The sequence below is a fragment of the Castellaniella sp. UC4447_H14 genome (assembly GCF_052978285.1).
Genome location: NZ_CM129666.1, coordinates 1,123,685 through 1,147,510, shown reverse-complemented (window position 1 = coordinate 1,147,510; position 23,826 = coordinate 1,123,685). Strand labels below are relative to the sequence as shown.

Sequence of the window (23,826 nt, the reverse complement as noted above, 5' to 3'; positions counted from 1 at the left end):
CCGCGAGGCGCTCAGGGAAGGGTGCTCAGAGCCGCGCGCGTTGTGTGCGCACGCGCTCCAGCGTCTCGCTGAACTGCGCCAGCCTCGTCTTTTCCTGTTCCACCACGGCTGCCGGGGCACGCGCCACGAAGCTTTCGTTGGAGAGCTTGGCGGTGGCCTTGGCGATTTCCTTCTCCAGCCGCTCGATTTCCTTGTCCAGCCGGATCCGTTCGGCCGCCACGTCGATTTCCACGTGCAGCATGAGCTGAATGGTGCCCACCACCTGGACCGGCGCGCCCAGATCCGGGAGTCGGGCCACGGACTGGACACTTTCCAGGCGGGCCAGCGCCATCAGGTACGGGCCCATCGTGCCCAAGTCGGGAGCGTCGCCCTGCACCAGCAGCGGCACCTTCTGACTGGGTACCAGATTCATCTCGCCGCGCAGGGCGCGGATGGCATCGGTCAGTGACTTCAGTTGCGCCATCTGGGCGGCGGCCGACGCATCGCGCAGCGAGGCGCGCGCTTCGGGATACGGCTGGGTGCTGATGCTCGCCTCGTCGTCCCTGCCGCGCACGCCGGCCGCCACCGAGACCTTTTGCCAGAGTTCCTCGGTGATGAAGGGCATGATGGGATGGATGAGGCGCAGCAGCGTCTCCAGCACGTGGATCAGCGTGCGCCGGGTGGCGGCCTGCTGCACCGGGCTGCCGGTCTGGAGCTGGACTTTGGCGAGCTCCACGTACCAGTCGCAGTATTCATCCCAGATGAAGTGGTAGAGCCGGTCGGCCACCTGGTCGAAGCGATACTGTTCGAAACCCGCATGCACGTCGTCGATCACGCCCTGCAGGCCGTCGATGATCCAGCGGTCCACGAAGGACAGGTCGCCCGGAGCGGCTTGCCCCAGGTCGTGGCCCTCGACGTTCATGAGCACGAAGCGCGTGGCGTTCCAGAGCTTGTTGCAGAAGTTGCGATAGCCCTCGCAGCGCTTGAGGTCGAAATTGATGTTGCGGCCCAGCGTGGCGTAGGCCGCCATGGTGAAGCGCAGGGCGTCCGCGCCATAGGCCGGAATCCCGTCCGGATAATCCTTGCGCGTGCGCTTGCGGATCTTGTCCGCCTGTTTGGGGTTCATGAGCCCCACGGTGCGCTTGGCGATCAGGGGATCCAGCTCGATGCCGTCGATCAGGTCCACGGGGTCGATGGTGTTGCCCTTGGACTTTGACATCTTCTTGCCTTCCATGTCGCACACCAGCCCGTGCACATAGACGGTGCGAAACGGCACTTCGCCCGTGTGGTGCATGCTCATCATGATCATGCGCGCCACCCAGAAGAAGATGATGTCGAAGCCCGTGACCAGCACGCCCGAAGGCAGATAGCGGGCCAAGTCCGGCGTTTTGTCGGGCCAGCCCAGATCCGTGAACGGCACGAGCGCCGACGAGAACCAGGTGTCGAGCACGTCCGGATCGCGCGTGAGCGGTCCGGTGACGCCGGCGGCACGCGCCTGCGCCTGGGCCTCTTCGGCGGACCGGGCCACGAAGATCCGGCCGTCGGCCGCATGCCACGCCGGGATCTGGTGGCCCCACCACAGTTGCCGCGAAATGCACCAGTCCTGGATCTTCTCCAGCCACTGGTTGTAGGTAGTGGTCCAGTTTTCCGGGACGAATTTCACCCGGCCGTCGGCCACGACTTCCAGCGCGACCTCCGTGATGCTCTTGCCCGGATGCAGGCTGCCTGCGGGGGCCGGCTTGCTCATGGCGACAAACCACTGGTCCGTGAGCATGGGTTCGATCACGCTGTTGGTGCGGTCCCCGCGCGGAACCATGAGCGTGTGGGCTTGCACGCGCTGCAGCAGGCCTTGGGCCTCCAGGTCGGCGACGATGCGCGTGCGCGCCTCGTAGCGGTCCAGTCCGCGGTAGGCGGCGGGGGCATCGTCCGTGATCTTCGCATCCAGCGTGAGCACGCTGATCATGGGCAGCCCGTGGCGCTGGCCCACGGCGTAGTCGTTGAAGTCATGCGCGGGGGTGACCTTCACCACGCCGGTGCCGAATTCCCGGTCCACGTAGTCGTCGGCGATGATGGGGATCTCGCGGCCGACGAGCGGCAGCGTCACGGTGCGGCCGACCAGGTGCGCGTAGCGCTCGTCTTCCGGATGCACCATGACGGCCACGTCGCCCAGCATGGTTTCGGGCCGCGTGGTCGCCACCACCAGGTGGGTCAGACCGTCCACCGGCTGGGCGAGCGGATATCGGATCTCCCACATGTGGCCGTCTTCTTCGGTGCTCACGACTTCCAGGTCGGAGACGGCCGTACCCAGCACCGGATCCCAGTTGACGAGCCGCTTGCCGCGGTAGATCAGCCCCTGCTCATACAGCTTGACGAAGACCTCGATGACGCCGCGCGACAGGTTCTCGTCCATGGTGAAGTACTCGCGCGACCAGTCGCACGAAGACCCGAGCCGTCGAAATTGCCCCGTGATGGTGCTGCCGGACTTCTCCTTCCAGGCCCAGACGCGTTCCAGGAATTTTTCCCGCCCCAGGTCGTGGCGCGAGATGCCTTCCGCATCGAGCTGGCGCTCCACCACGATCTGCGTGGCGATCCCCGCGTGATCCGTGCCGGGAATGAAGACCGTGTCGTCGCCGCGCATCCGGTGATAGCGGATCAGGCCGTCCATGATGGTCTGGTTGAAGGCGTGCCCCATGTGCAGGGTGCCGGTGACGTTGGGCGGCGGGAACTGGATGGCAAAGGATTCTGCGGCCCGGCCCCGGGCTGCGGCGACGTGCTGTCCTCCCGCAAACAGGCCCCGGCGATTCCATTCGTCGTACCAGCGGGACTCGATGTCCTGGGGTTCAAAGCTCTTGGGCAGGGAGGGGGTGGGGGAATCGCTCATGGGTCCTGACAGTCTGGATCTGATGGCCGCGCCGGCCGGCGGGCGTCGCGCGGGGCGGCGGGCACGCTCACGAAAAAGGCCCATTTTAGGCGCTTGGTGCAAAAGCTGCGCATGTTAAAATGCCGGGTTATCGTCAGTTTGAACGAAACCCTTGTTTTCATTGGGGAAACGCGTCCGGCGTTTCGCCTGGCTGGCTGGTCGTGGCATCAGGCCGCCGGCGGGATGCCCTCCTTTGTCCATTCACTGGAATCTTTATGGCTATTGAACGTACCCTTTCCATCATCAAGCCCGATGCGGTTGCCAAGAACGCGATCGGCCAGATCGTCGCGCGGTTTGAGGAGGCCGGACTGAAGGTCATCGCCGCCCGCATGCAGCAGCTCTCGCGCGACGACGCACAGCGCTTCTACGCCGTGCACAAGGGCCGCCCGTTCTACAACGATCTGGTGGAGTTCATGGTGTCCGGCCCGGTGTTCGTGCAGGTCCTGGAAGGCGAAAATGCAATTGCAAAGAACCGCGACCTGATGGGCGCGACGGATCCGAAAAAGGCCGCCGCCGGTACCATCCGCGCCGACTTTGCCGACAGCATCGACGCCAATGCCGTGCATGGTTCCGATGCGCCCGAAACGGCTGCTGTGGAAATTGCGTTCTTCTTCCCGGAAAGCAACATTCACAGCCGGTGATGGCTGCGGGGCCGGCAGCACTGTGCCGCCGGCCCGTTTCTCTGGATGATTCTGTTCCATGTCTGCTCTTGATACGGCCATTGCCGAAGTCCTCGGCGATGCTCCCAAAGCACCCGCGGTACGCGGGGCACTGACCAATGTGCTGGGGCTCGATCCGTCTGCGCTGACGGCGCTGGTCGGGCAGTGGGGCGGCAAGCCGTTCCGGGCACGCCAGCTCTCCCAGTGGGTGCATCAGCGCGGCGTGGACAATTTCCAGGACATGAGCGACCTGGCCAAGGACTTCCGTGCCCGCCTGGAGTCGGACTGCATCGTCCAGCCGCCGCGTCTGAACATCGAAAAGCGTTCCGGGGACGGCACCCGCAAGTGGCTCTTCGACATGGGTATGGGCAACGCCATCGAGACCGTCTTCATTCCGGAAGACGATCGCGGCACGCTGTGCGTCTCCAGCCAGGCCGGCTGCGCCGTGGGTTGTCCCTTCTGTTCGACGGGCTACCAGGGTTTCAGCCGCAATCTGACCACGGCCGAAATCGTCGGCCAGCTCTGGTATGCCAATCGCGCGCTGCGCCTCGATCCGGCCGGCGCCCGGCTCAACGGTGCGCCGGTGGAGTCCCCCCAGGCGGTGAGCAATGTGGTGATGATGGGGATGGGCGAGCCGCTGTTGAATTACGATCAGGTGCTGGGTGCCCTGCGGTTGATGGTGGATGATCACGCCTATGGCCTGTCGCGGCGGCGCGTCACGGTATCGACTTCCGGCGTGGTGCCCATGATCGACCGCCTGGCCCGGGATTGTCCGGTGGCACTGGCGGTATCGCTGCATGCGCCCACCGACGAATTGCGCGATGAACTGGTGCCGCTCAATCGCAAGTATCCGCTGGCTGAACTGCTGGCGTCCTGCAATCGCTACCTGCAGGTCGCGCCGCGCGATTTCATCACCTTCGAGTACATTATGCTCGACGGCGTGAATGACGGCGACGAGCAGGTCCGGGGCTTGGTTGATGTGGCCCGGCAGGTTCGCTGCAAGTTCAATCTGATTCCGTTCAACCCTTTCCCCCAGTCGGGGTTGAAGCGTTCGCCGCCGGCACGCGTGCGGCTGTTCGCCCAGCAGTTGACGGATGCCGGCCTGGTGGTGACGGTGCGCAAGACGCGGGGCGACGATATCGACGCCGCATGCGGGCAGCTGGCTGGCGAAGTCCAGGACCGCACGCGCATCAACGAGCGCAAGCCCGACCGGGCGCGCATCGTCATACGAAACAAGGAGCATGGATGAGCGAACCTCTCAAGGACGGTCTGCACCACCCGGATGCCGACGCCGCGGCGATCAATTCCGTGGGCGGCACGCTGAAGACGTTGCGCGAGGCCCGTGGCCTGACGCTCTCCGAGGTCTCCGCCCGTGTCAAGTATTCCGCGCTGCAGCTCGGCCACCTGGAATCCTGCTCCTGGGACAAGCTGCCCGTGGGCGTGCCGCTGCGCGGCCTGGTGCGCAACTACGCGCGGTTTCTCGGGGCTGACGTCGATGCCGTCCTGCGCTCGCTGGATGGCGCCGTGGGTTCCACACGCCCGCATCCCACCGTCACGGCACTGGGTGCGCGGCGGGCCTTGCAGCAGGCGGATCTCAATGCGGCGGGCGAACCCGCGCATCGCACCTGGGCCTGGCTGCTGCTCATCCTCATTCTGTTCTGTGTCGTCGGTTTCTACGCCATCGACCGTGGCTGGGTACCGGACCGGTGGCTGGTTTTTGACTGGTTGAAGGCCCTGCGGTCATGAATCTCGCATCCGAAAGCACCGAACCGTCCGTTGCGCCGCGCCGGCCGACGCGGGCGGTGGCCGTCCGTTGGGGCGGGCATGCCGTCCAGATCGGCGGCGGCGCACCGGTGGTCGTGCAGTCCATGACCAACACGGATACGGCCGACCCGGATGCCACAGCCCAGCAGGTGCGTGAACTCTGGGAAGCAGGCTCCGAGATCGTGCGCGTCACGGTGAACACGCCGGATGCCGCGGCGCAGGTCGCGCCCTTGCGCGAGCGGCTGGACCGAATGAACGTCCCCGTGCCGCTGGTGGGAGATTTCCATTACAACGGCCACAAGCTGCTCACTCAGTTTCCGGAGTGTGCCCGGGCCCTGTCGAAATATCGCATCAACCCGGGCAACATGGGGGCCGGCAAGCATCGTGACGACAATTTCGCGCAGATGATCGAGGTCGCCTGCGCCAACGACAAACCGGTGCGCATCGGCGTCAACTGGGGCAGCCTGGACCAGATCCTGCTGGCTCAGATGATGGACGAGAACGCCAAACGCGCGCAGCCGCTGGGCGCCAACGCGGTGATGCGCGAGGCGCTGGTGGTGTCGGCCATCAGCAATGCGCAGCGCGCCGAGGAGCTCGGCCTGCGGGGCAACGCCATCGTGCTGTCCTGCAAGGTCAGCCATGTCCAGGACCTGATCGCGGTCTATCAGGACCTGTCGCGGCGCTGCGATTATCCGCTGCATCTGGGCCTGACCGAAGCCGGCATGGGATCCAAGGGAATCGTGGCGTCGACTGCTGCGCTGGCGATCCTTTTACAGCAGGGCATCGGTGACACGATCCGGATTTCCCTGACGCCCGAACCAGGCGGCGATCGGGCCCGCGAGGTCGTGGTGGCCCAGGAAATTCTGCAGACCATGGGATTGCGGGCTTTTACTCCCATGGTCGTCTCTTGCCCGGGCTGCGGGCGCACCAGCAGCACCGTCTTCCAGGAACTGGCGGCCGACATCCAGGCCTATCTGCGCACCCAGATGCCGGTCTGGAAGACCCGATATCCCGGCGTGGAGACCATGAACGTCGCTGTGATGGGTTGCGTGGTCAACGGGCCGGGCGAAAGCCGGCACGCCGATATCGGCATCAGCCTGCCAGGGACGGGAGAGGTCCCGGCCGCACCCGTCTATGTGGATGGCAAGCGTACCGTGACCCTGAAGGGCGACCATATCGCGCACGAATTCCAGGCCATCGTCGAAAATTATGTGGCGCGGCGCTACGGCCATGAGCCGGTGCCGGACCTGGCTGTCGAGCCGGCACCGCGCCATCCGGGCGTTGTCGCCCGACCAGCGGGTTGAACCCATGACTGCATTCAAGAAAGTCGCCGGCTTGACCGGCATGAAGGACGCTTTGCCGCCCGAAAGCGGGCGTTGGGAACAGCTCGAAGCCATCGTGCGGGAATGGCTCGCGGGCTATGGCTACCAGAACGTGCGCACGCCGGTGCTGGAATACACGCGGCTGTTTACGCGCGGCATCGGCGAGGTCACCGATATCGTCGAAAAGGAGATGTACTCCTTCGTCGATCCGTTGAACGAGGATCACCTCACCATGCGTCCCGAATTCACGGCGGGCGTCGTGCGTTCGGCCATCGAGCACAATTTCCTGTATGATCGGCCGCGCCGCGTCTACTCCATGGGACCGGTATTCCGGCACGAGCGTCCGCAGCGCGGTCGCTATCGCCAGTTTCACCAGATTGACGTCGAGGCGCTGGGCTTTGCCGGGCCGGACGTGGATGCCGAACTGATCCTGATGCTGGCGCGGCTCTGGCGCCTGCTGGGCTTGCGCGACATGCGGCTGGAATTGAATTCGCTGGGCCAGGCGGCGGAGCGTGCGGCACATCGGGCGGCACTCGTGGCCCACCTGGAAAAGCATGCCGATGTGCTCGACGAGGAAGCCCGCCGGCGCATGCATACCAATCCACTGCGGGTGCTGGACACCAAGAACCCGGCCATGCAGGATATGGCCAACAGCGCTCCGCGCCTGTTTGATTTCCTGGGCGAGGAATCCCTGGCCCATTACCGCGGCTTGTGCGCGCGCCTGGATGATGCCGGAATTGCCCATGTCCTCAATCCGCGTCTGGTGCGCGGGCTGGACTATTACAATCTGACTGTTTTCGAATGGGTCACCGACCGGCTGGGGGCACAGGGTACGGTCTGCGGCGGCGGTCGCTACGACGGCCTGATCGAGCTGCTGGGCGGCAAGCCCGCGCCCGCGGTGGGGTTCGCCATCGGCATGGAACGGCTGCTGGATTTGTGGCAACAGGACTCGGAGGCGCCGGCGCCCGCCGAATGCCAGGTGTACATGGTGCACCAGGGGGACGACGGTCAGCGCCAGGCGGCGCGCCTGGCGGAGACCCTGCGCGATGGCGGCCTTCGGGTACTTGTCCACGCCGGCTCGACTGGGTTTAAATCACAGTTTCGCCGGGCCGATGCCAGTGGCGCCGTGGCGGCGGTCATCATCGGCGGCGACGAACTCTCTCAGCGTGCCGCCACCGTGAAGTGGCTGCGCGCCGAGGCAGCCGGTGAAAACCAGCAGGAATCGATTGCGTTCGACGACCTGGCGGCACAACTGCAACAAAGGATCTGATTCTGGCATGGCATACGATCTCGAAGAACAGGAAAAACTCGACGCCTTGAAGGCGTGGTGGGAACGCTATGGCACGGCCAGCATGGCGTTGCTGCTGGCGATCGTGGTGGCGTTTGCGGGCTGGCGCGCCTGGCAGTGGTACCAGTCGCACCAGGCCGGGCAGGCCATGGGCTATTACGAGGCGCTGGAATCGGCGGCGGGCCAGCAGGGCGATGACGCGGTGGTGCGTATCAAAGCCGCCAGCATGGCGCTGCGCGACGACTACGCTCGTTCCGGCTATACCGCGCGCGGCGTGCTGGTCGCGGCCTGGGCCCTGCAACAGCGCAAGGACCTGGATGGTGCGCGCGAGCAGCTCCAGTGGCTGGTGAGCGACAAGGCGGATCCCGCCTTCCAGGCGGTGGCGCGCCTGCGCCTGGCCGGCGTGCTGCTGGCCCAGAAACAGTACCAGCCGGCGCTGGACCAACTGAAGGGCGCGGCGCCTGACGGCTTTGCCGCCCTGTATGCCGACCGGCGCGGGGACATCCTGGCCGCTCAGGGCCAGAAGCCCCAGGCCAAGCAAGCCTGGGAAGACGCACTGAAGGCATTGGGCACCGATCCGGCCGCCCAGATCATTCAGCTCAAAATCGACGCCCTGGGGGCTTGATATCTCATGCGAACCACGACTCGTCTGTTGCGCGCGGCCATCCTGTGTCTGGCGACGGCCAGCCTGGCCGGTTGCGGCCTGTTCACCCAGAAGGACGCCCGGTTCGATCCGGCGCCGCTGACCGAGTACACGCCTTCGCTGGCGGTGGCGGTGCGCTGGACCGCGGCCATCGGCAGTGGCGGCGGCTATGGCTTCGCGCCACAGGTCGTTGGCGACAGCGTCTATGCGGCTGCGCCATCGGGGTCCGTGGTGGCGCTGGACCTGGCGTCCGGCGCCGTCCGCTGGCAGGCCGCCACCAAGCCTTTGTCCGCCGGTGCGGGAAGCGATGGTCATGTGACGGCCGTGGTGACCCAGGAAGGTCTGGTGATCGCCTATGACGCCCGAGGCAAGCAGCTATGGGCGGCGCAGGCGGCCAGCGCGGTGAATGTTCCGCCGGCCGTGGGGAACGGAATCGTGGCCGTGCGGACCACGGACTATCGTGTGCAGGCTTTCGATGCCGCCACTGGCAAGCTGCGCTGGAATGTGCAGCGCCCGGGGCCGGCCCTGGCCCTGCGCACCAGCATGCGCCTGGCGATGCAGCCGAACCTGTTGATCGCGGGCATGCCCAACGGCCGGCTGATGGTACTGGACCCGGCCAGCGGGGCGGTTCGCTGGGAAGGCACGGTGTCGGCTTCGCGCGGCGCGTCGGACCTGGAGCGTATCAGCGACATCGTGGGCGAACCCCAGATCATCGGTCCGATGCTGTGCGGGGTGGGCTACCAGGGACATACGACGTGCTTTGATATCTCCCAGGGCGGTCGCGCCATCTGGACGCAGGACGTTTCCTCCGCGACGGGCCTGACGACCGACGGACAGCACCTTTATCTGGCCGATCAGCGCGATGTGGTACATGCGCTGGACCTGAAAGACGGCCATTCCCTGTGGCAACAGTCGGCGCTTCTCAACCGCCGCCTGTCCACGCCCGCCGTGGTCGGCCCCGCGCTGGCTGTCGGCGACTACCAGGGATATGTGCATTTCCTGTCGCGCGCGGACGGCAAGCTGATGGCGCGCCTGCAGGCGGGCAGCGACCCGATCCAGTCGGCGCTCGTCGCCAGCCCGCAGGGCGTGCTGGTGCAGACGGGGGACGGGAAGCTCCTGCTGGTGGGCGTTCGTGGCTGATCTCCGCTTCAAGCCTGTGGTTGCCCTGGTGGGGCGCACCAACGTCGGCAAGTCCACACTCTTCAACCGCCTGACCCGGTCGCGGGCCGCACTGGTGGCCAATATTTCGGGCCTGACGCGCGATCGCCATTATGGCGAGGGGCGGGTGGGCGATCATCCGTTCATCGTGGTCGATACCGGCGGTTTCGAGCCGGTGGCCACGCGCGGCATTCTGGTCGAGATGGCGCGCCAGACCGAGCAGGCAATCGCCGAATCCGATGTGGTGGTGTTCCTCGTGGATGGCCGCGACGGCATCAACGCCCACGATCACGAGATCGCCCGGCTGCTGCGCAAGTCCGGTCAGCGCGTGATGCTGGCGGTCAACAAGACCGAAGGCATGCGCGATCACGCGGCTCTGGCGCAGTTCCACGAACTGGGCCTGGGTGAGCCGCATCCGATTTCGGCGGCGCACGGCGATGGCATCTCCGATCTGGTCGACGAAGCGCTCGCGCCGTTGCTGGCCGATCCGGACAGCGTCCCGGATCCGGCCGAGGCGGCCGACGAACCCGCCGGGCATCGGATCAAGCTTGCTATCGCGGGCCGCCCCAACGTGGGCAAGTCGACCCTGATCAACACGCTGGTGGGCGAGGAGCGCGTGATCGCGTATGACCTGCCCGGTACGACGCGGGATGCCATCGAGATCGAGTTCGAGCGCGGCGAGCGCCGTTACACGCTGATCGACACGGCGGGCCTGCGCCGGCGCGGCAAGGTCTTCGAGACCGTCGAAAAATTTTCGGTGATCAAGACGCTCCAGGCTATCGAGGCGGCCAATGTGGTGCTGCTTCTCATTGATGCCGAATCCGGCATCTCCGACCAGGATGCCCATATCGCCGGCTTTGCCCTGGAGGCCGGTCGCGCCCTGGTGGTGGGGTTGAACAAATGGGACGCCATTGACCGCGAGAAGCGCGAATGGGTGGAACGCGAATACGCCCGCAAGCTGCGCTTTTTGTCTTTTGCGCGGATGCTGACCCTGTCGGCCCTGAAGGGGCAGGGCGTGGGTCCGGTGCTCAAGGCCGTGGATGCCGCCCATGCGGCTGCCTTCGCAAAATTGTCCACGCCCAAGCTGACCCGCACGCTGCAGGCCGCGGTCGAGCAGCAGCCGCCACCGCGCAAGGGCATCTTCAGACCCAAGATGCGCTATGCCCACCAGGGTGGCCAGAATCCGCCGCGCATCATCATCCACGGCAACGCCCTCGATGCGGTGCCTGATTCCTACCGGCGCTATCTGGAAGGCCAGTTCCGCGAGGCCTTCAATCTCGCCGGCACGCCGTTGAGCGTCGAGTTCAAATCCTCGCGCAATCCCTATCTGAAGGACGAGACGTCTTGAGCACGCTTTGGAGTGACCACGTTGCGGGTCTGGACCCTTATGTTCCGGGCGAACAGGCTCGCATTCCGAACCTGCTGAAGCTCAACACCAACGAGAATCCCTACGGACCGTCGCCCCGCGCCATCGAGGCCATGCGGGCGGCCGTGTCGGACGATCTTCGGCTTTACCCCGATCCGCGCGGCCAGGATTTGCGCCAGGCGATTGCCCGGCGCTACCGGATCGCGCCCGATCAGGTGTTTCTGGGCAATGGCTCGGATGAAATCCTGGCGCATGTCTTCAATGCGCTGTTCCTGCGTGGCGGTCGCCAGCTCTGGCTGCCGGATGTGACCTACAGCTTCTACCGAACCTGGTGCCGCCTCTACAACGTTCCCCATCGACTGATTGCCCTGGCCGATGATTTCACGCTGCGTGTCGCCGATTACACCGGGGCGGTGGAGCAGGAGCCCAGCGGGATCATCTTTGCCAATCCCAATGCACCGACCGGCTGCGCGCTGAGCCTGGACGACGTCGCCGCCATTGCACAGGCGCGCCCCGACAGTGCCGTGGTGGTGGACGAGGCTTATGTCGATTTTGGTTCCCAGAGCGCCGTCCCGCTCATCAGCCGCTTCGAGAACCTGGTCGTGATCCAGACGCTGTCCAAGTCGCGCTCGCTGGCGGGGCTGCGCGTGGGGTACGCGATGGCTCGCCCGGAAGTCATCCAGGGCCTGACGCGCGTGAAAGACAGCTTCAACTCGTATCCGCTGGATCGCGTGGCGCTGGCTGGCGCGCAGGCAGCCATCGAGGACGACGTCTGGTTCGATCGCACCCGCCAGGCCGTCATCGAATCGCGCACCCGGCTGTCGGCGGGATTGAAGGAACTGGGTTTCGACGTACTGCCGTCGCGAACCAATTTCGTCTTTGCCCGTCATCGCCGCGAGGAAGCCGCCATCATTGCGCGCGCGCTGCGCGAGCAAGGCATCCTGGTGCGTCACTTTCAGGCGCCGCGCATCGGGCAGTACCTTCGCATCACCGTGGGTACCGACGAACAGTGCGCGCGCCTGTGCGATACTCTGAAGATGATTCTGGCGACGTAAATAGCCGGACCGCCTCGTTTGGGCGGGTCGAATCGCATTAAAATAACGTCTTATAACTTTTATAAACGGAGTCTCGTCCATGAGCAACAAAGGGCAAATTCTTCAAGACCCCTTCCTGAACGCCTTGCGCAAGGATCATGTGCCTGTCTCGATCTATCTGGTCAATGGAATCAAACTCCAGGGACAAGTGGAATCTTTCGATCAATATGTGGTGCTGCTGCGCAATACGGTCACGCAAATGGTGTACAAGCACGCCATTTCCACGGTCGTGCCAGCGCGTCCGGTCGTCTTTCAGGTGGACGATTCTGCTGAATAACGCCGACTCCGGGTTGCATCCGATTCCGCCCGCCGCGCGGCCCGCGCAGGCGGGCGTTCCTTTTTGGGGCGGCGCATGAAGGCCCTGGTCATCAGCGTGGATCTGGGCGAGCCCGACTTCGAGGCCCACGCGGAAGAATTCGTCATGCTGGCCGCCGGCGCGGGTGCCGAAATCCAGCAGGTTCTGACGGTGCGGCGCTTGCGCCCGGACGCGGCCGGGTTCATCGGCTCGGGCAAGATCGAAGAAGCGGCCGCCCTGGTCGAGGCGACGGGGTCCGAGGTCGTGCTGTTCGACCGGCCGCTTTCGCCCGCGCAGCAGCGCAATCTGGAGAGGCATTTCGAGGTTCGCGTCGTGGACCGGGTGGCGTTGATCCTGGATATCTTCGCCCTGCGGGCCAAGAGTCACGAGGGCAAGCTGCAGGTCGAACTCGCTCAGCTCCAGCACCTTGCTACGCGGCTGACGCGCCTGTGGACCCACCTGGAGCGCCAGAAGGGCGGGATCGGCTTGCGCGGGCCCGGCGAATCGCAGCTAGAAACCGACCGGCGGCTGATCGGCGCGCGCGTCAAGGCGTTGCGCGAGCGGCTCGCGCGGGTGCAGCGCCAGCGCACCACGCAGCGCCGGGCCCGTGCCCGCGGCCAGACGCTGTCGATATCGCTGGTGGGCTACACGAATGCCGGCAAGTCCACGTTGTTCAATTCGTTGACGCGCGCCGGTGCCTATGCCGCCAATCAGCTGTTCGCGACCCTGGACACCACCACGCGTCGCATCTGGTTCGAAGGCGCCGGCCAGGTGGTCCTGTCCGATACGGTGGGTTTCATCCGTGCACTGCCGCCCACGCTGATTGCGGCCTTTCGCGCCACGCTCGAGGAAACCATCCACGCCGACTTGCTGCTGCACGTGATCGATGCGGCCAACCCGCAACGCGAGGAGCAGGCGGCCGAGGTCAACAAGGTCCTGGCCGACATCCAGGCCGAGGAAATCCCCCAGATCCAGGTCTATAACAAAATTGACCTGGCCGGTTACGAACCCCGGGTCGAGCGAAATGAACATGGTACGATTGCGCGAGTCTTTGTCAGCGCGCAGGAGCGCAGCGGGCTGGACGGCTTGCGGCAAGCCATTGTCGAATTTGGGGGGCACACGGGAAGCAATGCGATTCATGAATCTGTTCAACCTGAATGATCCGGGCTGGGGCCGCAATGGCCAGAACCCGGAAGACGATTCGCACCACAAGCCCGGCCCGGCTGGCGGACCGCCCGATCTCGATCAGGTCTGGCGCGATTTCAACAAGCGGCTGACGGGGCTGTTCGGGCGCCGGGGCGGCGGCGGACGCGGGCCTCGCCCTTCGGGAGGCCTGCCGCAATTGCCCGGACCGTCGCCGCGTTTCCTGGTGCTGGTCGTCGTCATTGCCGCGCTGTTGTGGCTGGCCAGCGGCTTCATGATCGTCCAGGAAGGCCAGGTCGCCGTCGTGACGCGCTTTGGCCGCTATACGCATACGCTGACGCCGGGCCTGCAGTGGCGCATGCCCTATCCCATCGAAGATTCCCAGACGGTGAATATCTCGCAGTTGCGGACCTTCGAGGTCGGCTTCCGGGGTTCGTCGCGCAACAAGGTCCTGTCTGAATCGCTGATGCTGACCAATGACGAGAACATCGTCGACGTGCAATTCGTGGTGCAGTATCGCCTGCGTCCGGACGGCGCACCGGCGTATCTGTTCAACACCAGCCAGCCAGACGAGTCCGTGCGCCAGGCGGCCGAGACCGCGATGCGTGAAATCGTGGGCCGCAAGCCCATGGACTTCGTGCTGTATTCGGGCCGTACCGAGGTCGCCACCGAAGTCCAGAGCCTGGCTCAGAACATCCTGGATCGTTACAAGACCGGAATCGAGATTTCCACCGTGGCCATCCAGAACGTCCAGCCGCCCGAACAGGTGCAGGCGGCGTTCGACGATGCGGTGAAGGCGGGCCAGGATCGCGAGCGGCAAATCAACGAGGGCAATGCCTACGCCAGCCAGGTGCTGCCCGAGGCGGAAGGCCAGGCTGCCCGCATGATCCAGGAGGCCGAGGGCTACAGCGCGAAGGTCATCGGTCAGGCCCACGGGGACACTTCCCGGTTTGACAGCATCGTGACGGAATACACCAAGGCGCCGGACATCACGCGCGAGCGCCTCTACCTGGAGACCATGCAGGACATCCTCGGCGAATCGGCAAAGGTCATGCTGGACGCTCCGGTAGGCAACAACATGCTGTACCTGCCACTGGACAAGATCATGGGCCAGGCGGCCAAGGACGCCGGCCGCGCTGTGTCGTCAGCGGAATCGGGCGGTAGCTCTTCGGCGGCCCAGGCGGCTTCGGGGGCAGCGGCTGCCCAGGCCCCAAAATCCGCCGCCGGATCGCGCGGCAGTCCCGCGCGGCGAGGCGTGCCGTCGAGCCTGGATTCGCTGATGACCAACCCGTACTCGAACTAGGAGCCCATGATGCAACGCTTATTTCCAGCTCTGGTTGGTCTGGTCGTGGTCGCGGCACTGCTGTCTTCGTGCATGTTCATCGTGCGCGAACGGGATTCGGCCCTGCTGTTCGCGCTGGGCGAGGTCAAGGAAACCATCACCAAGCCGGGGCTGTATTTCAAGTATCCGCCGCCCTTTGAAAACGTGGTCTACCTGGACAAGCGCCTGCAGACCATCGAGACGCGCGACCCCGAACGGATCCAGACGGCTGAAAAGAAAAACCTTCTGATCGATTCGTTCGTGAAGTGGCGCATCGCCGATCCCAGGCAGTTCTATGTGACCTTCGGCGCCAACAGCAGCGCGGCTGTCGAGCGTCTGCAGGCGCAGATCCGCGACGCCCTGAACGCCGCCGTGAACGTGCGGACGGTCAAACAGGTCGTATCGACGGACCGCGACACCATCATGAAAGAAATCCAGTCCTCGGTGGCGACACGCGCCAAGCCGCTGGGCGTGGACGTGGTGGACGTGCGGTTGCGCCGCATCGACTTTGCTCCCGAGATCTCTGAATCCGTGTATCGGCGTATGGAGGCCGAGCGCAAGCAGGAAGCGAACCGCCTGCGCGCGACCGGGGCGGCCGACAGCGAACGCATTCGCGCCGAGGCCGACCGCAAGCGTCAGGAGGTCCTGGCCAAGGCCTATGCCGAGGCTCAGGCCAAGCGCGGCGAGGGCGACGCCACGGCGACCGCCATCTATGCCAAGTCCTATGGCCGCGATCCTGAGTTCTACAGCTTCTACAAGAGCCTGGAAGCCTACCGCGAGTCCTTCGCCAAGCCCGGCAGCGCGCTGGTGCTGAGCCCCGACTCGAACTTCTTCCGCTATTGGGATCAGCCCAAGGGCGACAAGCCGGCCGGCGCCGCTGCGAAGTAAACTTGCCTCGACTCGCCTGGTGCAGCCGCACCAGGCGAGTCGTTTTTTCTGGAACACTGAACATGAAGTCGAACTGGCTGCTGCCGGAGAACCTGTCGGACATCCTGCCGGCCGAGGCACGCCGCATCGAGGAACTGCGCCGCGACCTGTTGGACCTGTATCGCACGTATGGCTTCGAGCTCGTCGCACCGCCCATGGTGGAATACCTGGATTCCCTGATGCTGGCCGATGATGAGGCGCTGCGGCTGCGCACCTGCAAGCTGGTCGATCAGCTCTCCGGACTGACCATGGGCGTGCGGGCCGACATCACGGTGCAGGTGTCGCGCATCGACGCCCATCTGCTCAATCGCCCCGGCGTGACGCGCCTGTGTTACTGCGGTCCGGTGGTGCATGCGCGACCGGCCGATCTCCTCTCGGATCGCGAGTTGCTGCAGATCGGGGCGGAGATATTCGGCCACGCTGGCGTACAGGCGGATATCGAGGCCATTCGCCTGGCGCTGGAATCCGTGCGCCGTGCCGGCGTGGTGGCGCCCCGGCTGGACCTGAATCACCCCGGGGTGGGGCGCGCGCTGGTGGACGCCGATCCGGCGCTCGCCGATGCCGGTGACAGGGTGTTCGACCTGTTGAGCGTCAAGGATGTCCCGGGGCTGGAAGCCCTGTGCCGGCAGTCCGGTGCGCAGGCCGAGACGCTGGCCGCGCTGCGCGCGTTGACGGGCCTGTATGGCGACCTGTCGGTGGTGGATCGGGCGCGCACGCGCCTGCCGGCCTTGCCGGCCGTGCAGGCGGCCCTCGATGCCCTGGCGGCGCTGTGTGGAGCGCTGCCGGATGCCCCTATTGCCATCGACCTCGCGGACATGGGCGGCAGCTACGGTTATCACTCGGGCGTGGTGTTCTCCATTTACGCCGAGGGGTGGCATGATGCGCTGGTGCGGGGCGGCCGCTACGACGGCATCGGCCGCAAGTTCGGCCGGGCGCGGCCGGCGACCGGTTTCAGCCTGGATTTGCGCAAGCTTTCCGCCGGCCTGCCGGAGGCTCAACCCTCACAAGCCGTCCGGGCGCCCTGGTCCGATGATCCGGCGCTGGTGCGCGCCGTTCGGGAACTGCGCAGCCAGGGTCACATCGTCATCCAGGTGCTTCCGGGCGAGCCCCAGCGCCCTGATGAATTCCATGTGGACCGGGAACTGGTGTCCACCCCGGAAGGCTGGGCGGTTCGGCCGGTGGCTCCCTGAGGCTGCGGACGGGGCCCACAAAGCGGGATGGTATAAACTAATACGTTTCCCAGGCGGCAAACTGTCGCCGCATGCGCAAAGCTTATGAGCAAGAACATCGTCGTGATCGGCACCCAATGGGGTGATGAGGGCAAGGGCAAGATCGTGGACTGGCTGGCCGAGTCAGCCCAGGGCGTCGTGCGCTTCCAGGGTGGGCACAATGCCGGCCACACCTTGTGGATCAATGGCCGCAAGACTGTTCTGCGGCTGATCCCGTCGGGGATTATGCACCCGAACGTCACCTGCTATATCGGTAATGGCGTGGTGCTTGCGCCAGAGGCGCTGCTGGGCGAAATCGCCGAGCTCGAAGCGGCCGGGCTGGACGTCCGCTCGCGCCTGCAGATTTCCATGGCCTGCCCGCTGATCCTGCCGTATCACGTGGCGCTGGACCAGGCGCGCGAAGCGCGCAAGGGCGAAGGCAAGATCGGCACCACCGGGCGCGGCATCGGGCCTGCCTACGAGGACAAGGTCGCGCGCCGGGCGCTGCGCGTCCAGGATCTGTACGATCCCACGGTGTTCGATGAAAAGCTGGACGAGGTCCTGGATTATCACAATTTCGTGCTGACGCAGTATCTCGGAGCGAAGGCCGTCGATGCGGCCGAGGTGCGCGACCATGTCATGGCGCTGGCGCCCCAGATCGAGCCCATGGTGGCCGACGTGTCCAGCAACCTGCATGTGGCTCGTCGTGCCGGCCACAACCTGCTGTTCGAGGGGGCCCAGGGCACCTTGCTCGATATCGATCACGGCACCTATCCGTTTGTCACCAGCAGCAATTGCGTGGCGGGTGCGGCCGCCGCGGGCGCGGGACTGGGTCCGCAGGCGCTCGATTACGTGCTGGGCATCGCGAAGGCCTACACCACGCGCGTCGGCTCGGGTCCGTTCCCGACCGAGCTGCTGGACGACACCGGCCTGCGTCTGGCCACGGTGGGCAAGGAATTCGGCTCGGTGACAGGCCGCCCGCGCCGTTGCGGCTGGTTCGACGGCGCCGCCATGAAGCGTTCGGTGATGATCAATGGCCTGACGGGCCTGTGCATCACCAAACTCGACGTGCTCGATGGGGTGGAACAGATCAAGATCGGCGTGGGCTATCGCTACAAGGGCAAGTTCCTCGACGTGCTCCCCTACGGCGCCCATGCGGCAGCCGAGGCCGAGCCGGTACTCGAAGAAATGGCCGGCTGGTCGGAGTCGACGGTGGGCATCACGGAATACGACAAGCTGCCCGTCAATGCGCGCCGCTACCTGGAGCGCATCGCCGAGGTCTGCGATGTCCCCATTGACATGGTGTCCACAGGGCCCGACCGCCTGGAGACCATCGTATTGCGCCATCCCCTCCAGGGTTGAGTCGTCCTGAGCCTCGAAACCGCAAGCCCGCTTGCGGTTTTTTTGATTGAATCTGAAAAGGAAGCAGCAATGAACGTGCCGCCGAGCACTGATCGCGACTTGTGGGTCAGTTGGGAGCAGTACCACGCGCTGATCGAACGATTGGCCTTGAAGGTCCATGAATCGGGTTGGGCGTTCGACAAGATCCTGTGCCTGGCGCGCGGCGGGGTGCGTGTGGGCGACGTGCTGTCGCGTGTCTTCGACCTGCCGTTGGGCATCCTCGCCACCAGCAGCTACCGCGAAGCCGCCGGCACCGTCCAGGGGCAACTCGATATCGCCCAGTTCATCACCATTACGCGCGGCACGCTCGACGGCCGGGTGCTGCTGGTGGATGACATGGTGGACACGGGGCTGACTTTCACTCGCGTGCGCGATCACCTGCTGCGCCAGTTTCCGGGCATCACTGAATTGAGAACCGCCGTACTCTGGCAAAAAGGCCACGCGCAGGTCCAGCCTGATTACTTCGTGGATCAGTTGCCGACCAACCCCTGGATCCACCAGCCGTTCGAGGACTATGACAGTCTGCGCCCGCATCAGCTCGAGTCCTGGATCCGCAAGGGGGTGCGGACCGCCCACCCCCCGGAAGAATAGCGGCCGCTCAGGCGGCGCGGATCAAACGCGGCGGTACGCCCGCAACGAAGCCTCCCGTTGGATGAACGCCTTGGATTCATGCTAGAATTTCTTGTTATCTAGTTTTCACCCTCGCCCACCTGGGGCAAGACGGGTTTTGCACATTGGGTTGCGCGCCTCTGTGGCGCGCATATGCGACCAAAGACGCCCCGCACGCCCCCGAACCACAGGCTTTAAGGATTCTGAATGCCGATTGTCCGCCTCAAAGAAAACGAGCCCTTCGAGGCTGCCCTGCGGCGCTTCAAGCGCACCATCGAGAAGACCGGGTTGCTGACGGAACTGCGCTCGCGCGAGTTCTACGAAAAGCCCACGGCCGAGCGCAAGCGCAAGCGTGCCGCCGCCGTGAAGCGTCACTACAAGCGCATTCGCAGCCAACAACTGCCGCCGCGACTCTATTGATTGATTCCTGAATCCTTCATTCAGGAGCTGCTGGCGCGCGTCGATATCGTCGACGTGGTTGGCCGCTACGTCCAGTTGCGCAAAGGGGGCGCAAACCTGCTGGGTTTGTGCCCTTTTCATACCGAAAAGACGCCGTCGTTCACGGTCAGCCCCACCAAGCAGTTCTATCACTGCTTCGGCTGCGGTGCCCACGGCAGCGCTATCCGCTTCCTGACCGAACACACCGGCGCACCGTTTCCGGAAGCCGTGCGCACGCTGGCCGCCAGCGTGGGCATGTCGGTACCCGAAGAATCCAGGACACCGCGCCAGCGCGCAGCGGACCGCGAGCGCCGTGAAGAGGGCTCGCGCCAGCAGCAGATCCTGGAACAGGCCCAGGCGCATTATCGGGCTGCGCTCAAGCAGGCGCCCGAGGCCATCACCTATCTGAAGCGGCGCGGCCTGAGCGGCGAGATCGCCGCGCAGTTCGGGCTTGGGTGGGCGAGCTCCGACCGGCGTGGGCTAGCCAGCGTCTTTCCACACTACGAGGATCCGGCACTGCTGGAATCCGGCCTGGTGATCGAGGCCGAAGACGGCCGCAGGCACGATCGCTTCCGCTCGCGGGTCATGTTCCCCATCCGGAATCCGCGAGGTCAGCTCATTGGTTTCGGCGGCCGCCTGATCGAGCCGGGCGAGCCAAAATACCTGAATTCCCCCGAGACATCCCTGTTCTCCAAGGGCAACGAACTCTACGGCCTGCACGAGGCGCGCGGCGGCATCCACGCCGAGGGCTGTGTGCTCGTCGTGGAAGGTTACATGGACGTCGTGGCCCTGGCGCAGTTCGGGCTGGCCAACGCCGTTGCGACATTGGGCACGTCGACGACGGCCAATCACCTCCAGAAGCTGCGCCGCGCCAGCGACCGCATCGTGTTCAGCTTCGATGGCGACAACGCCGGACGCAAGGCCGCCTGGCGGGCGCTGCAGGCCTGTCTGCCCTGGGTGGCCGAAGACGTCTCGATGCGGTTCCTGTTTCTGCCCAAGGAACACGATCCCGACTCCTATATCCGGGCCTTTGGCGCCCAGGCCCTGCGCGCCTGCCTGGATGAAGCGATTCCGCTGTCGCGCTTCATGCTCGACGAATTGGCGGCGCGCCATGATCTGGCCGAGGCCGAGGGGCGGGCGGCGTGCGTGCACGAGGCGCGCCCCCTGTTCGCCCAGATGCCGGAAGGTGGCTATCGGCTTCAGGTGGAACGGGAGTTCGCGCAGCGGGTGCGCCTGACGCCCGAGGAGCTCAGCCAGATGCTCGCCCAGGATCCAGGTTCCCGGCGATTCTCGCCGGCACCGGCCGGGAAGGCGCCCCTCCCCGAGGATGGAGCGCGGACCGGTGACTCCCAAGGGGCGGCGGGGGTGGCCGCTTATCGCGCGGCGCCTGCCATGGGTCCGGCTTTCGATCCGCACGAGCCTGGATGGGTGCGCAGCCTCGAACCGGACGATGCGGCCCGGGCGGGCTTCGCCCCGTCCGGCCGTGGGCGAACCGGGCGTCGCTCGGGGACCCGGCAGGTCACGCCCATGGCGCGCCGGTTGCTGCGGCTGCTGCTCGCGCACCCGGAACTGGTGGCGCGTCTGGGAGACCAGCAGCTTGAATTGTTGGCTCAACATCCCCATCTTCGTCTTGTACGGGACCTGGTCGGGCTGGCCAGCCGAGGCGGGGCCGTGCACGCCGGGGCGTTGCTCGAAGCGGCCGATCCCGACTCGGATCTGGCGCATGCGATCCAGGAGCTGTCCACCGAACTGCTGGCTCAGGACCTGCCGGAGCCCCAGGCCGAGTGGGATGATGCCCTCCGGGCACTGGAACGCCAGACGATTCAGGACCAGTGCGACAGGCTCATTCAGGGCGGACTGCCCACGGAAGATGAGCGGCGCCGTTATCGGGAACTGAGCCGGCGCCTGGCCCGCCTGAAGTCGGCGGCGGGATGAATCTTCCGGGCAGGTGAAGTAAAATACATGATTTTCAATAAGTTGTAGCGTCAACGGGAAAGACACATGACCCAAGGAACTGGCAAGACCCCTGTGGCCACCAAGAAAACGGTGTCCAAAAAGACCAAGGCGGAAAGCCCCGAGCTCGAGACCGTGGTGAAGGGGGCCAGCACAAGGACAGGGGCCGGAGCCGGTGCGAAAGCGGTTCCGGCTGCGGGCGCTGCAACCCGGGCGGAGAAACCGGCGAGGCTCCAGGCTGCAAAGTCGGCCGTGGCCGCCGAGAAGCCCGCAGCCTCGAAAAAGGCGGCTGCCAAAGACGAAAAACCGGCGGCCAAACCGCGCGCGCCCAAGATCGCCTCCGGCCGCAAGCCGGGCCGGCCGGCCAAGAGCGGGAGCGGCGATGGCGCCGATTATGTGGATGACGACGCCGATGGCGGCGAGGTCATTCCCGATCTGAAGCCGCTGCCCAAGCGCGGCGGCAAGCGCGCCAAGGGCGAAAAGGAAAGCCCCGCGCGCAGCCAGATGACCCCCGAAGAGCAGGAGGCCCGGCGCAATCGCCTGAAGATCCTGATCAAGCTGGGCAAGGATCGCGGCTACCTGACCTACGGCGAGATCAACGATCACCTGCCGGACGATCTGGTGGACGCCGAGGCGATCGACGGCATCATCAGCACCTTCAACGACATGGGGATCAAGGTCTACGACCAGGCGCCCGATGCCGAGACGCTGCTCATGAGCGATAACGTTCCCTCGGGGTCCACGGACGACGACGTCGAGGACGAGGCCGAGGCCGCGCTCACGACGGTCGATTCCGATTTTGGCCGGACCACCGATCCGGTGCGCATGTACATGCGCGAAATGGGGACGGTCGAACTGCTCACCCGCGAAGGTGAAATCGAGATCGCCAAGCGCATTGAAGACGGCCTGAAGCACATGGTCATGGCGATCGCCGCTTGCCCTACGACGGTCAACGAGATCCTGGAACACGTCCGCCGCGTCCGCGACGGATCGGCCCAGATCGACGAGGTGGTCGACGGTCTGGTGGATGAGGATGGCGAGGACTACGCTGGTTCGGGTGTGTCTTCCGACGAGGACGACGGCCCGGCGGGCGGCATGAGCAGCAAGCAGCTCGAGTACCTGCGCACCAAGGCCCTGAAGAAATTCGAGCTCGTGGAGACTTGGTTCGACAAGATGCGCAAGGCCTTTGAGGCCGAAGGCTACCGCTCGTCGGCTTACGTCCAGGCTCGCGAGGCCATCCACGCCGAACTGCTGGGTGTGCGCTTTACCGCGAAGATGGTGGAGCGGCTGGCAGATGCGTTGCGCGCCCAGGTGGCCGAAGTCCGCGCTCACGAGCGCGCGGCGCTGTCCATCTGCGTGACTCGGGCCGGCATGCCGCGGGTGCATTTCATCAGGGATTTTCCGGGTAACGAGACCAACCTCGAATGGGTGAACGCCGAAGTCGCGGCTGGCCATGATTATTCCGAGACCTTGTCGCGCCACGCGCCGGCGGTCCAGGAAATCCAGCAGAAGCTCATCGAGCTGCAGCGCCAGGTGGTGCTGCCGCTGAAGGACCTGAAGGACGTGAACAAGCGCATGGCCACGGGCGAAGCCAAGGCCCGCAAGGCCAAGCGCGAGATGACCGAGGCCAACCTCAGGCTGGTGATTTCGATTGCCAAGAAGTACACCAATCGCGGGCTGCAGTTCCTGGACCTTATCCAGGAAGGCAACATCGGCCTGATGAAGGCCGTGGACAAGTTCGAATACCGCCGGGGTTACAAGTTCTCCACCTATGCCACGTGGTGGATCCGTCAGGCCATCACGCGCTCGATTGCCGACCAGGCGCGCACGATCCGTATTCCGGTGCACATGATCGAGACCATCAACAAGATGAATCGCATCAATCGCCAGATTCTGCAGGAAACGGGCGCCGAGCCGGATCCCGCCACCCTGGCGCAGAAGATGGACATGCCAGAGGACAAGGTGCGGAAGATCCTGAAGATCGCCAAGGAACCGATTTCCATGGAAACGCCGATTGGCGATGATGACGATTCCCACCTGGGAGACTTCATCGAGGACACCGGCACCGTGTCGCCTTCGGACTTCGCCTTGCATGGATCCATGCGCGACGTGGTGAAGGAAGTGCTGGATTCGCTCACGCCGCGCGAGGCCAAGGTCCTGCGCATGCGTTTCGGCATCGAGATGAGCACCGACCAGACGCTGGAAGAGGTCGGCAAGCAGTTCGACGTGACGCGCGAGCGCATTCGCCAGATCGAAGCCAAGGCGCTGCGCAAGCTGCGCCACCCCAGCCGCGCCGACAAGCTCAAGAGCTTCCTCGAGGGCCAGTGACGCGGGCGGC

20 protein-coding genes are annotated in these 23,826 nt (G+C 65.2%); 19 read left to right on the top strand and 1 reads right to left on the bottom strand.

All coding sequences use genetic code 11. The features are described from left to right. Nucleotides 1-25 precede the first annotated feature (25 nt). The gene (locus ACVCMJ_RS05595) at nucleotides 26-2,860 is read right to left on the bottom strand and encodes a valine--tRNA ligase (RefSeq protein WP_447080451.1); all 2,835 of its coding nucleotides are present in this window, start codon (nucleotides 2,858-2,860) and stop codon (nucleotides 26-28) included. A 254-nt stretch (nucleotides 2,861-3,114) separates the two neighbouring features. On the opposite strand from ACVCMJ_RS05595, the gene ndk reads away from it, so the two are divergent. From ndk to rpoD, 19 genes are all read left to right on the top strand, one after another. Further along, nucleotides 3,115-3,540, top strand: coding sequence for a nucleoside-diphosphate kinase (ndk, locus tag ACVCMJ_RS05590; protein WP_447080450.1), 426 nt, complete (start codon nucleotides 3,115-3,117; stop codon nucleotides 3,538-3,540). A gap of 58 nt (nucleotides 3,541-3,598) precedes the next feature. Next, complete coding sequence (gene rlmN / locus ACVCMJ_RS05585) at nucleotides 3,599-4,807, top strand: 23S rRNA (adenine(2503)-C(2))-methyltransferase RlmN (protein ID WP_447080449.1); 1,209 nt, start codon at nucleotides 3,599-3,601, stop codon at nucleotides 4,805-4,807. Further along, nucleotides 4,804-5,304, top strand: coding sequence for a helix-turn-helix domain-containing protein (locus ACVCMJ_RS05580; RefSeq protein ID WP_447080448.1), 501 nt, complete (start codon nucleotides 4,804-4,806; stop codon nucleotides 5,302-5,304). Before rlmN ends, ACVCMJ_RS05580 begins: the two co-directional genes overlap by 4 nt. Continuing rightward, nucleotides 5,301-6,626 carry a flavodoxin-dependent (E)-4-hydroxy-3-methylbut-2-enyl-diphosphate synthase gene (gene ispG / locus ACVCMJ_RS05575; RefSeq protein ID WP_447080447.1) on the top strand — a complete coding sequence of 442 codons (1,326 nt, stop codon included), beginning with the start codon at nucleotides 5,301-5,303 and terminating at the stop codon, nucleotides 6,624-6,626. Before ACVCMJ_RS05580 ends, ispG begins: the two co-directional genes overlap by 4 nt. A 4-nt stretch (nucleotides 6,627-6,630) precedes the next feature. Further along, nucleotides 6,631-7,914 carry a histidine--tRNA ligase gene (hisS, locus tag ACVCMJ_RS05570; RefSeq protein ID WP_447080446.1) on the top strand — a complete coding sequence of 428 codons (1,284 nt, stop codon included), beginning with the start codon at nucleotides 6,631-6,633 and terminating at the stop codon, nucleotides 7,912-7,914. Between the two features lie 7 nt (nucleotides 7,915-7,921). Beyond that, nucleotides 7,922-8,557, top strand: a complete 636-nt coding sequence (locus tag ACVCMJ_RS05565; protein WP_447080445.1) for a YfgM family protein — start codon at nucleotides 7,922-7,924, stop codon at nucleotides 8,555-8,557. Nucleotides 8,558-8,563: 6 nt separating this feature from the next. After that, entirely contained in the window at nucleotides 8,564-9,715 is a 1,152-nt protein-coding gene (gene bamB / locus ACVCMJ_RS05560) for an outer membrane protein assembly factor BamB (protein WP_447080444.1), read from the top strand. Further along, entirely contained in the window at nucleotides 9,708-11,081 is a 1,374-nt protein-coding gene (gene der, locus ACVCMJ_RS05555; RefSeq protein ID WP_447080443.1) for a ribosome biogenesis GTPase Der, read from the top strand. The genes bamB and der overlap by 8 nt, the downstream gene beginning before the upstream one ends. Next, nucleotides 11,078-12,154 (top strand): histidinol-phosphate transaminase, encoded by a 1,077-nt coding sequence (gene hisC, locus ACVCMJ_RS05550; protein ID WP_447080442.1) that lies wholly within the window; start codon nucleotides 11,078-11,080, stop codon nucleotides 12,152-12,154. The genes der and hisC overlap by 4 nt, the downstream gene beginning before the upstream one ends. 79 nt (nucleotides 12,155-12,233) lie before the next feature. Then, nucleotides 12,234-12,470: an RNA chaperone Hfq gene (hfq, locus tag ACVCMJ_RS05545; RefSeq protein WP_447080441.1), complete on the top strand. Its 237-nt coding sequence runs from the start codon at nucleotides 12,234-12,236 to the stop codon at nucleotides 12,468-12,470. Between the two features lie 75 nt (nucleotides 12,471-12,545). Beyond that, nucleotides 12,546-13,649 carry a GTPase HflX gene (gene hflX, locus ACVCMJ_RS05540; protein ID WP_447080440.1) on the top strand — a complete coding sequence of 368 codons (1,104 nt, stop codon included), beginning with the start codon at nucleotides 12,546-12,548 and terminating at the stop codon, nucleotides 13,647-13,649. Then, complete coding sequence (gene hflK / locus ACVCMJ_RS05535) at nucleotides 13,618-14,934, top strand: FtsH protease activity modulator HflK (protein WP_447080439.1); 1,317 nt, start codon at nucleotides 13,618-13,620, stop codon at nucleotides 14,932-14,934. The genes hflX and hflK overlap by 32 nt, the downstream gene beginning before the upstream one ends. A gap of 9 nt (nucleotides 14,935-14,943) precedes the next feature. Next, nucleotides 14,944-15,840, top strand: a complete 897-nt coding sequence (gene hflC, locus ACVCMJ_RS05530; RefSeq protein ID WP_447082682.1) for a protease modulator HflC — start codon at nucleotides 14,944-14,946, stop codon at nucleotides 15,838-15,840. Nucleotides 15,841-15,902: 62 nt separating this feature from the next. After that, nucleotides 15,903-17,069 (top strand): ATP phosphoribosyltransferase regulatory subunit, encoded by a 1,167-nt coding sequence (locus tag ACVCMJ_RS05525; RefSeq protein WP_447080438.1) that lies wholly within the window; start codon nucleotides 15,903-15,905, stop codon nucleotides 17,067-17,069. A gap of 84 nt (nucleotides 17,070-17,153) precedes the next feature. After that, on the top strand, nucleotides 17,154-18,449 hold the full coding sequence (locus ACVCMJ_RS05520; RefSeq protein WP_447080437.1) for an adenylosuccinate synthase: 1,296 nt from the start codon (nucleotides 17,154-17,156) through the stop codon (nucleotides 18,447-18,449). Between the two features lie 69 nt (nucleotides 18,450-18,518). After that, nucleotides 18,519-19,079 (top strand): phosphoribosyltransferase, encoded by a 561-nt coding sequence (locus tag ACVCMJ_RS05515; RefSeq protein WP_447080436.1) that lies wholly within the window; start codon nucleotides 18,519-18,521, stop codon nucleotides 19,077-19,079. Nucleotides 19,080-19,304: 225 nt separating this feature from the next. Next, nucleotides 19,305-19,517: a 30S ribosomal protein S21 gene (rpsU, locus tag ACVCMJ_RS05510; protein WP_043681943.1), complete on the top strand. Its 213-nt coding sequence runs from the start codon at nucleotides 19,305-19,307 to the stop codon at nucleotides 19,515-19,517. Beyond that, nucleotides 19,518-21,470: a DNA primase gene (gene dnaG, locus ACVCMJ_RS05505; protein ID WP_447080435.1), complete on the top strand. Its 1,953-nt coding sequence runs from the start codon at nucleotides 19,518-19,520 to the stop codon at nucleotides 21,468-21,470. A gap of 66 nt (nucleotides 21,471-21,536) precedes the next feature. Beyond that, entirely contained in the window at nucleotides 21,537-23,816 is a 2,280-nt protein-coding gene (gene rpoD / locus ACVCMJ_RS05500; RefSeq protein WP_447080434.1) for an RNA polymerase sigma factor RpoD, read from the top strand. Nucleotides 23,817-23,826 lie beyond the last annotated feature (10 nt).

What these genes read in the sequence shown, in the direction of transcription:
- ACVCMJ_RS05595 (WP_447080451.1), bottom strand. Translation starts at nt 2,860, where the DNA reads ATGAGCGATTCCCCCACCCCCTCCCTGCCCAAGAGCTTTGAACCCCAG.
- ndk (WP_447080450.1), top strand. Translation starts at nt 3,115, where the DNA reads ATGGCTATTGAACGTACCCTTTCCATCATCAAGCCCGATGCGGTTGCC.
- rlmN (WP_447080449.1), top strand. Translation starts at nt 3,599, where the DNA reads ATGTCTGCTCTTGATACGGCCATTGCCGAAGTCCTCGGCGATGCTCCC.
- ACVCMJ_RS05580 (WP_447080448.1), top strand. Translation starts at nt 4,804, where the DNA reads ATGAGCGAACCTCTCAAGGACGGTCTGCACCACCCGGATGCCGACGCC.
- ispG (WP_447080447.1), top strand. Translation starts at nt 5,301, where the DNA reads ATGAATCTCGCATCCGAAAGCACCGAACCGTCCGTTGCGCCGCGCCGG.
- hisS (WP_447080446.1), top strand. Translation starts at nt 6,631, where the DNA reads ATGACTGCATTCAAGAAAGTCGCCGGCTTGACCGGCATGAAGGACGCT.
- ACVCMJ_RS05565 (WP_447080445.1), top strand. Translation starts at nt 7,922, where the DNA reads ATGGCATACGATCTCGAAGAACAGGAAAAACTCGACGCCTTGAAGGCG.
- bamB (WP_447080444.1), top strand. Translation starts at nt 8,564, where the DNA reads ATGCGAACCACGACTCGTCTGTTGCGCGCGGCCATCCTGTGTCTGGCG.
- hfq (WP_447080441.1), top strand. Translation starts at nt 12,234, where the DNA reads ATGAGCAACAAAGGGCAAATTCTTCAAGACCCCTTCCTGAACGCCTTG.
- hflX (WP_447080440.1), top strand. Translation starts at nt 12,546, where the DNA reads ATGAAGGCCCTGGTCATCAGCGTGGATCTGGGCGAGCCCGACTTCGAG.
- hflK (WP_447080439.1), top strand. Translation starts at nt 13,618, where the DNA reads ATGCGATTCATGAATCTGTTCAACCTGAATGATCCGGGCTGGGGCCGC.
- hflC (WP_447082682.1), top strand. Translation starts at nt 14,944, where the DNA reads ATGCAACGCTTATTTCCAGCTCTGGTTGGTCTGGTCGTGGTCGCGGCA.
- ACVCMJ_RS05525 (WP_447080438.1), top strand. Translation starts at nt 15,903, where the DNA reads ATGAAGTCGAACTGGCTGCTGCCGGAGAACCTGTCGGACATCCTGCCG.
- ACVCMJ_RS05520 (WP_447080437.1), top strand. Translation starts at nt 17,154, where the DNA reads ATGAGCAAGAACATCGTCGTGATCGGCACCCAATGGGGTGATGAGGGC.
- ACVCMJ_RS05515 (WP_447080436.1), top strand. Translation starts at nt 18,519, where the DNA reads ATGAACGTGCCGCCGAGCACTGATCGCGACTTGTGGGTCAGTTGGGAG.
- rpsU (WP_043681943.1), top strand. Translation starts at nt 19,305, where the DNA reads ATGCCGATTGTCCGCCTCAAAGAAAACGAGCCCTTCGAGGCTGCCCTG.
- rpoD (WP_447080434.1), top strand. Translation starts at nt 21,537, where the DNA reads ATGACCCAAGGAACTGGCAAGACCCCTGTGGCCACCAAGAAAACGGTG.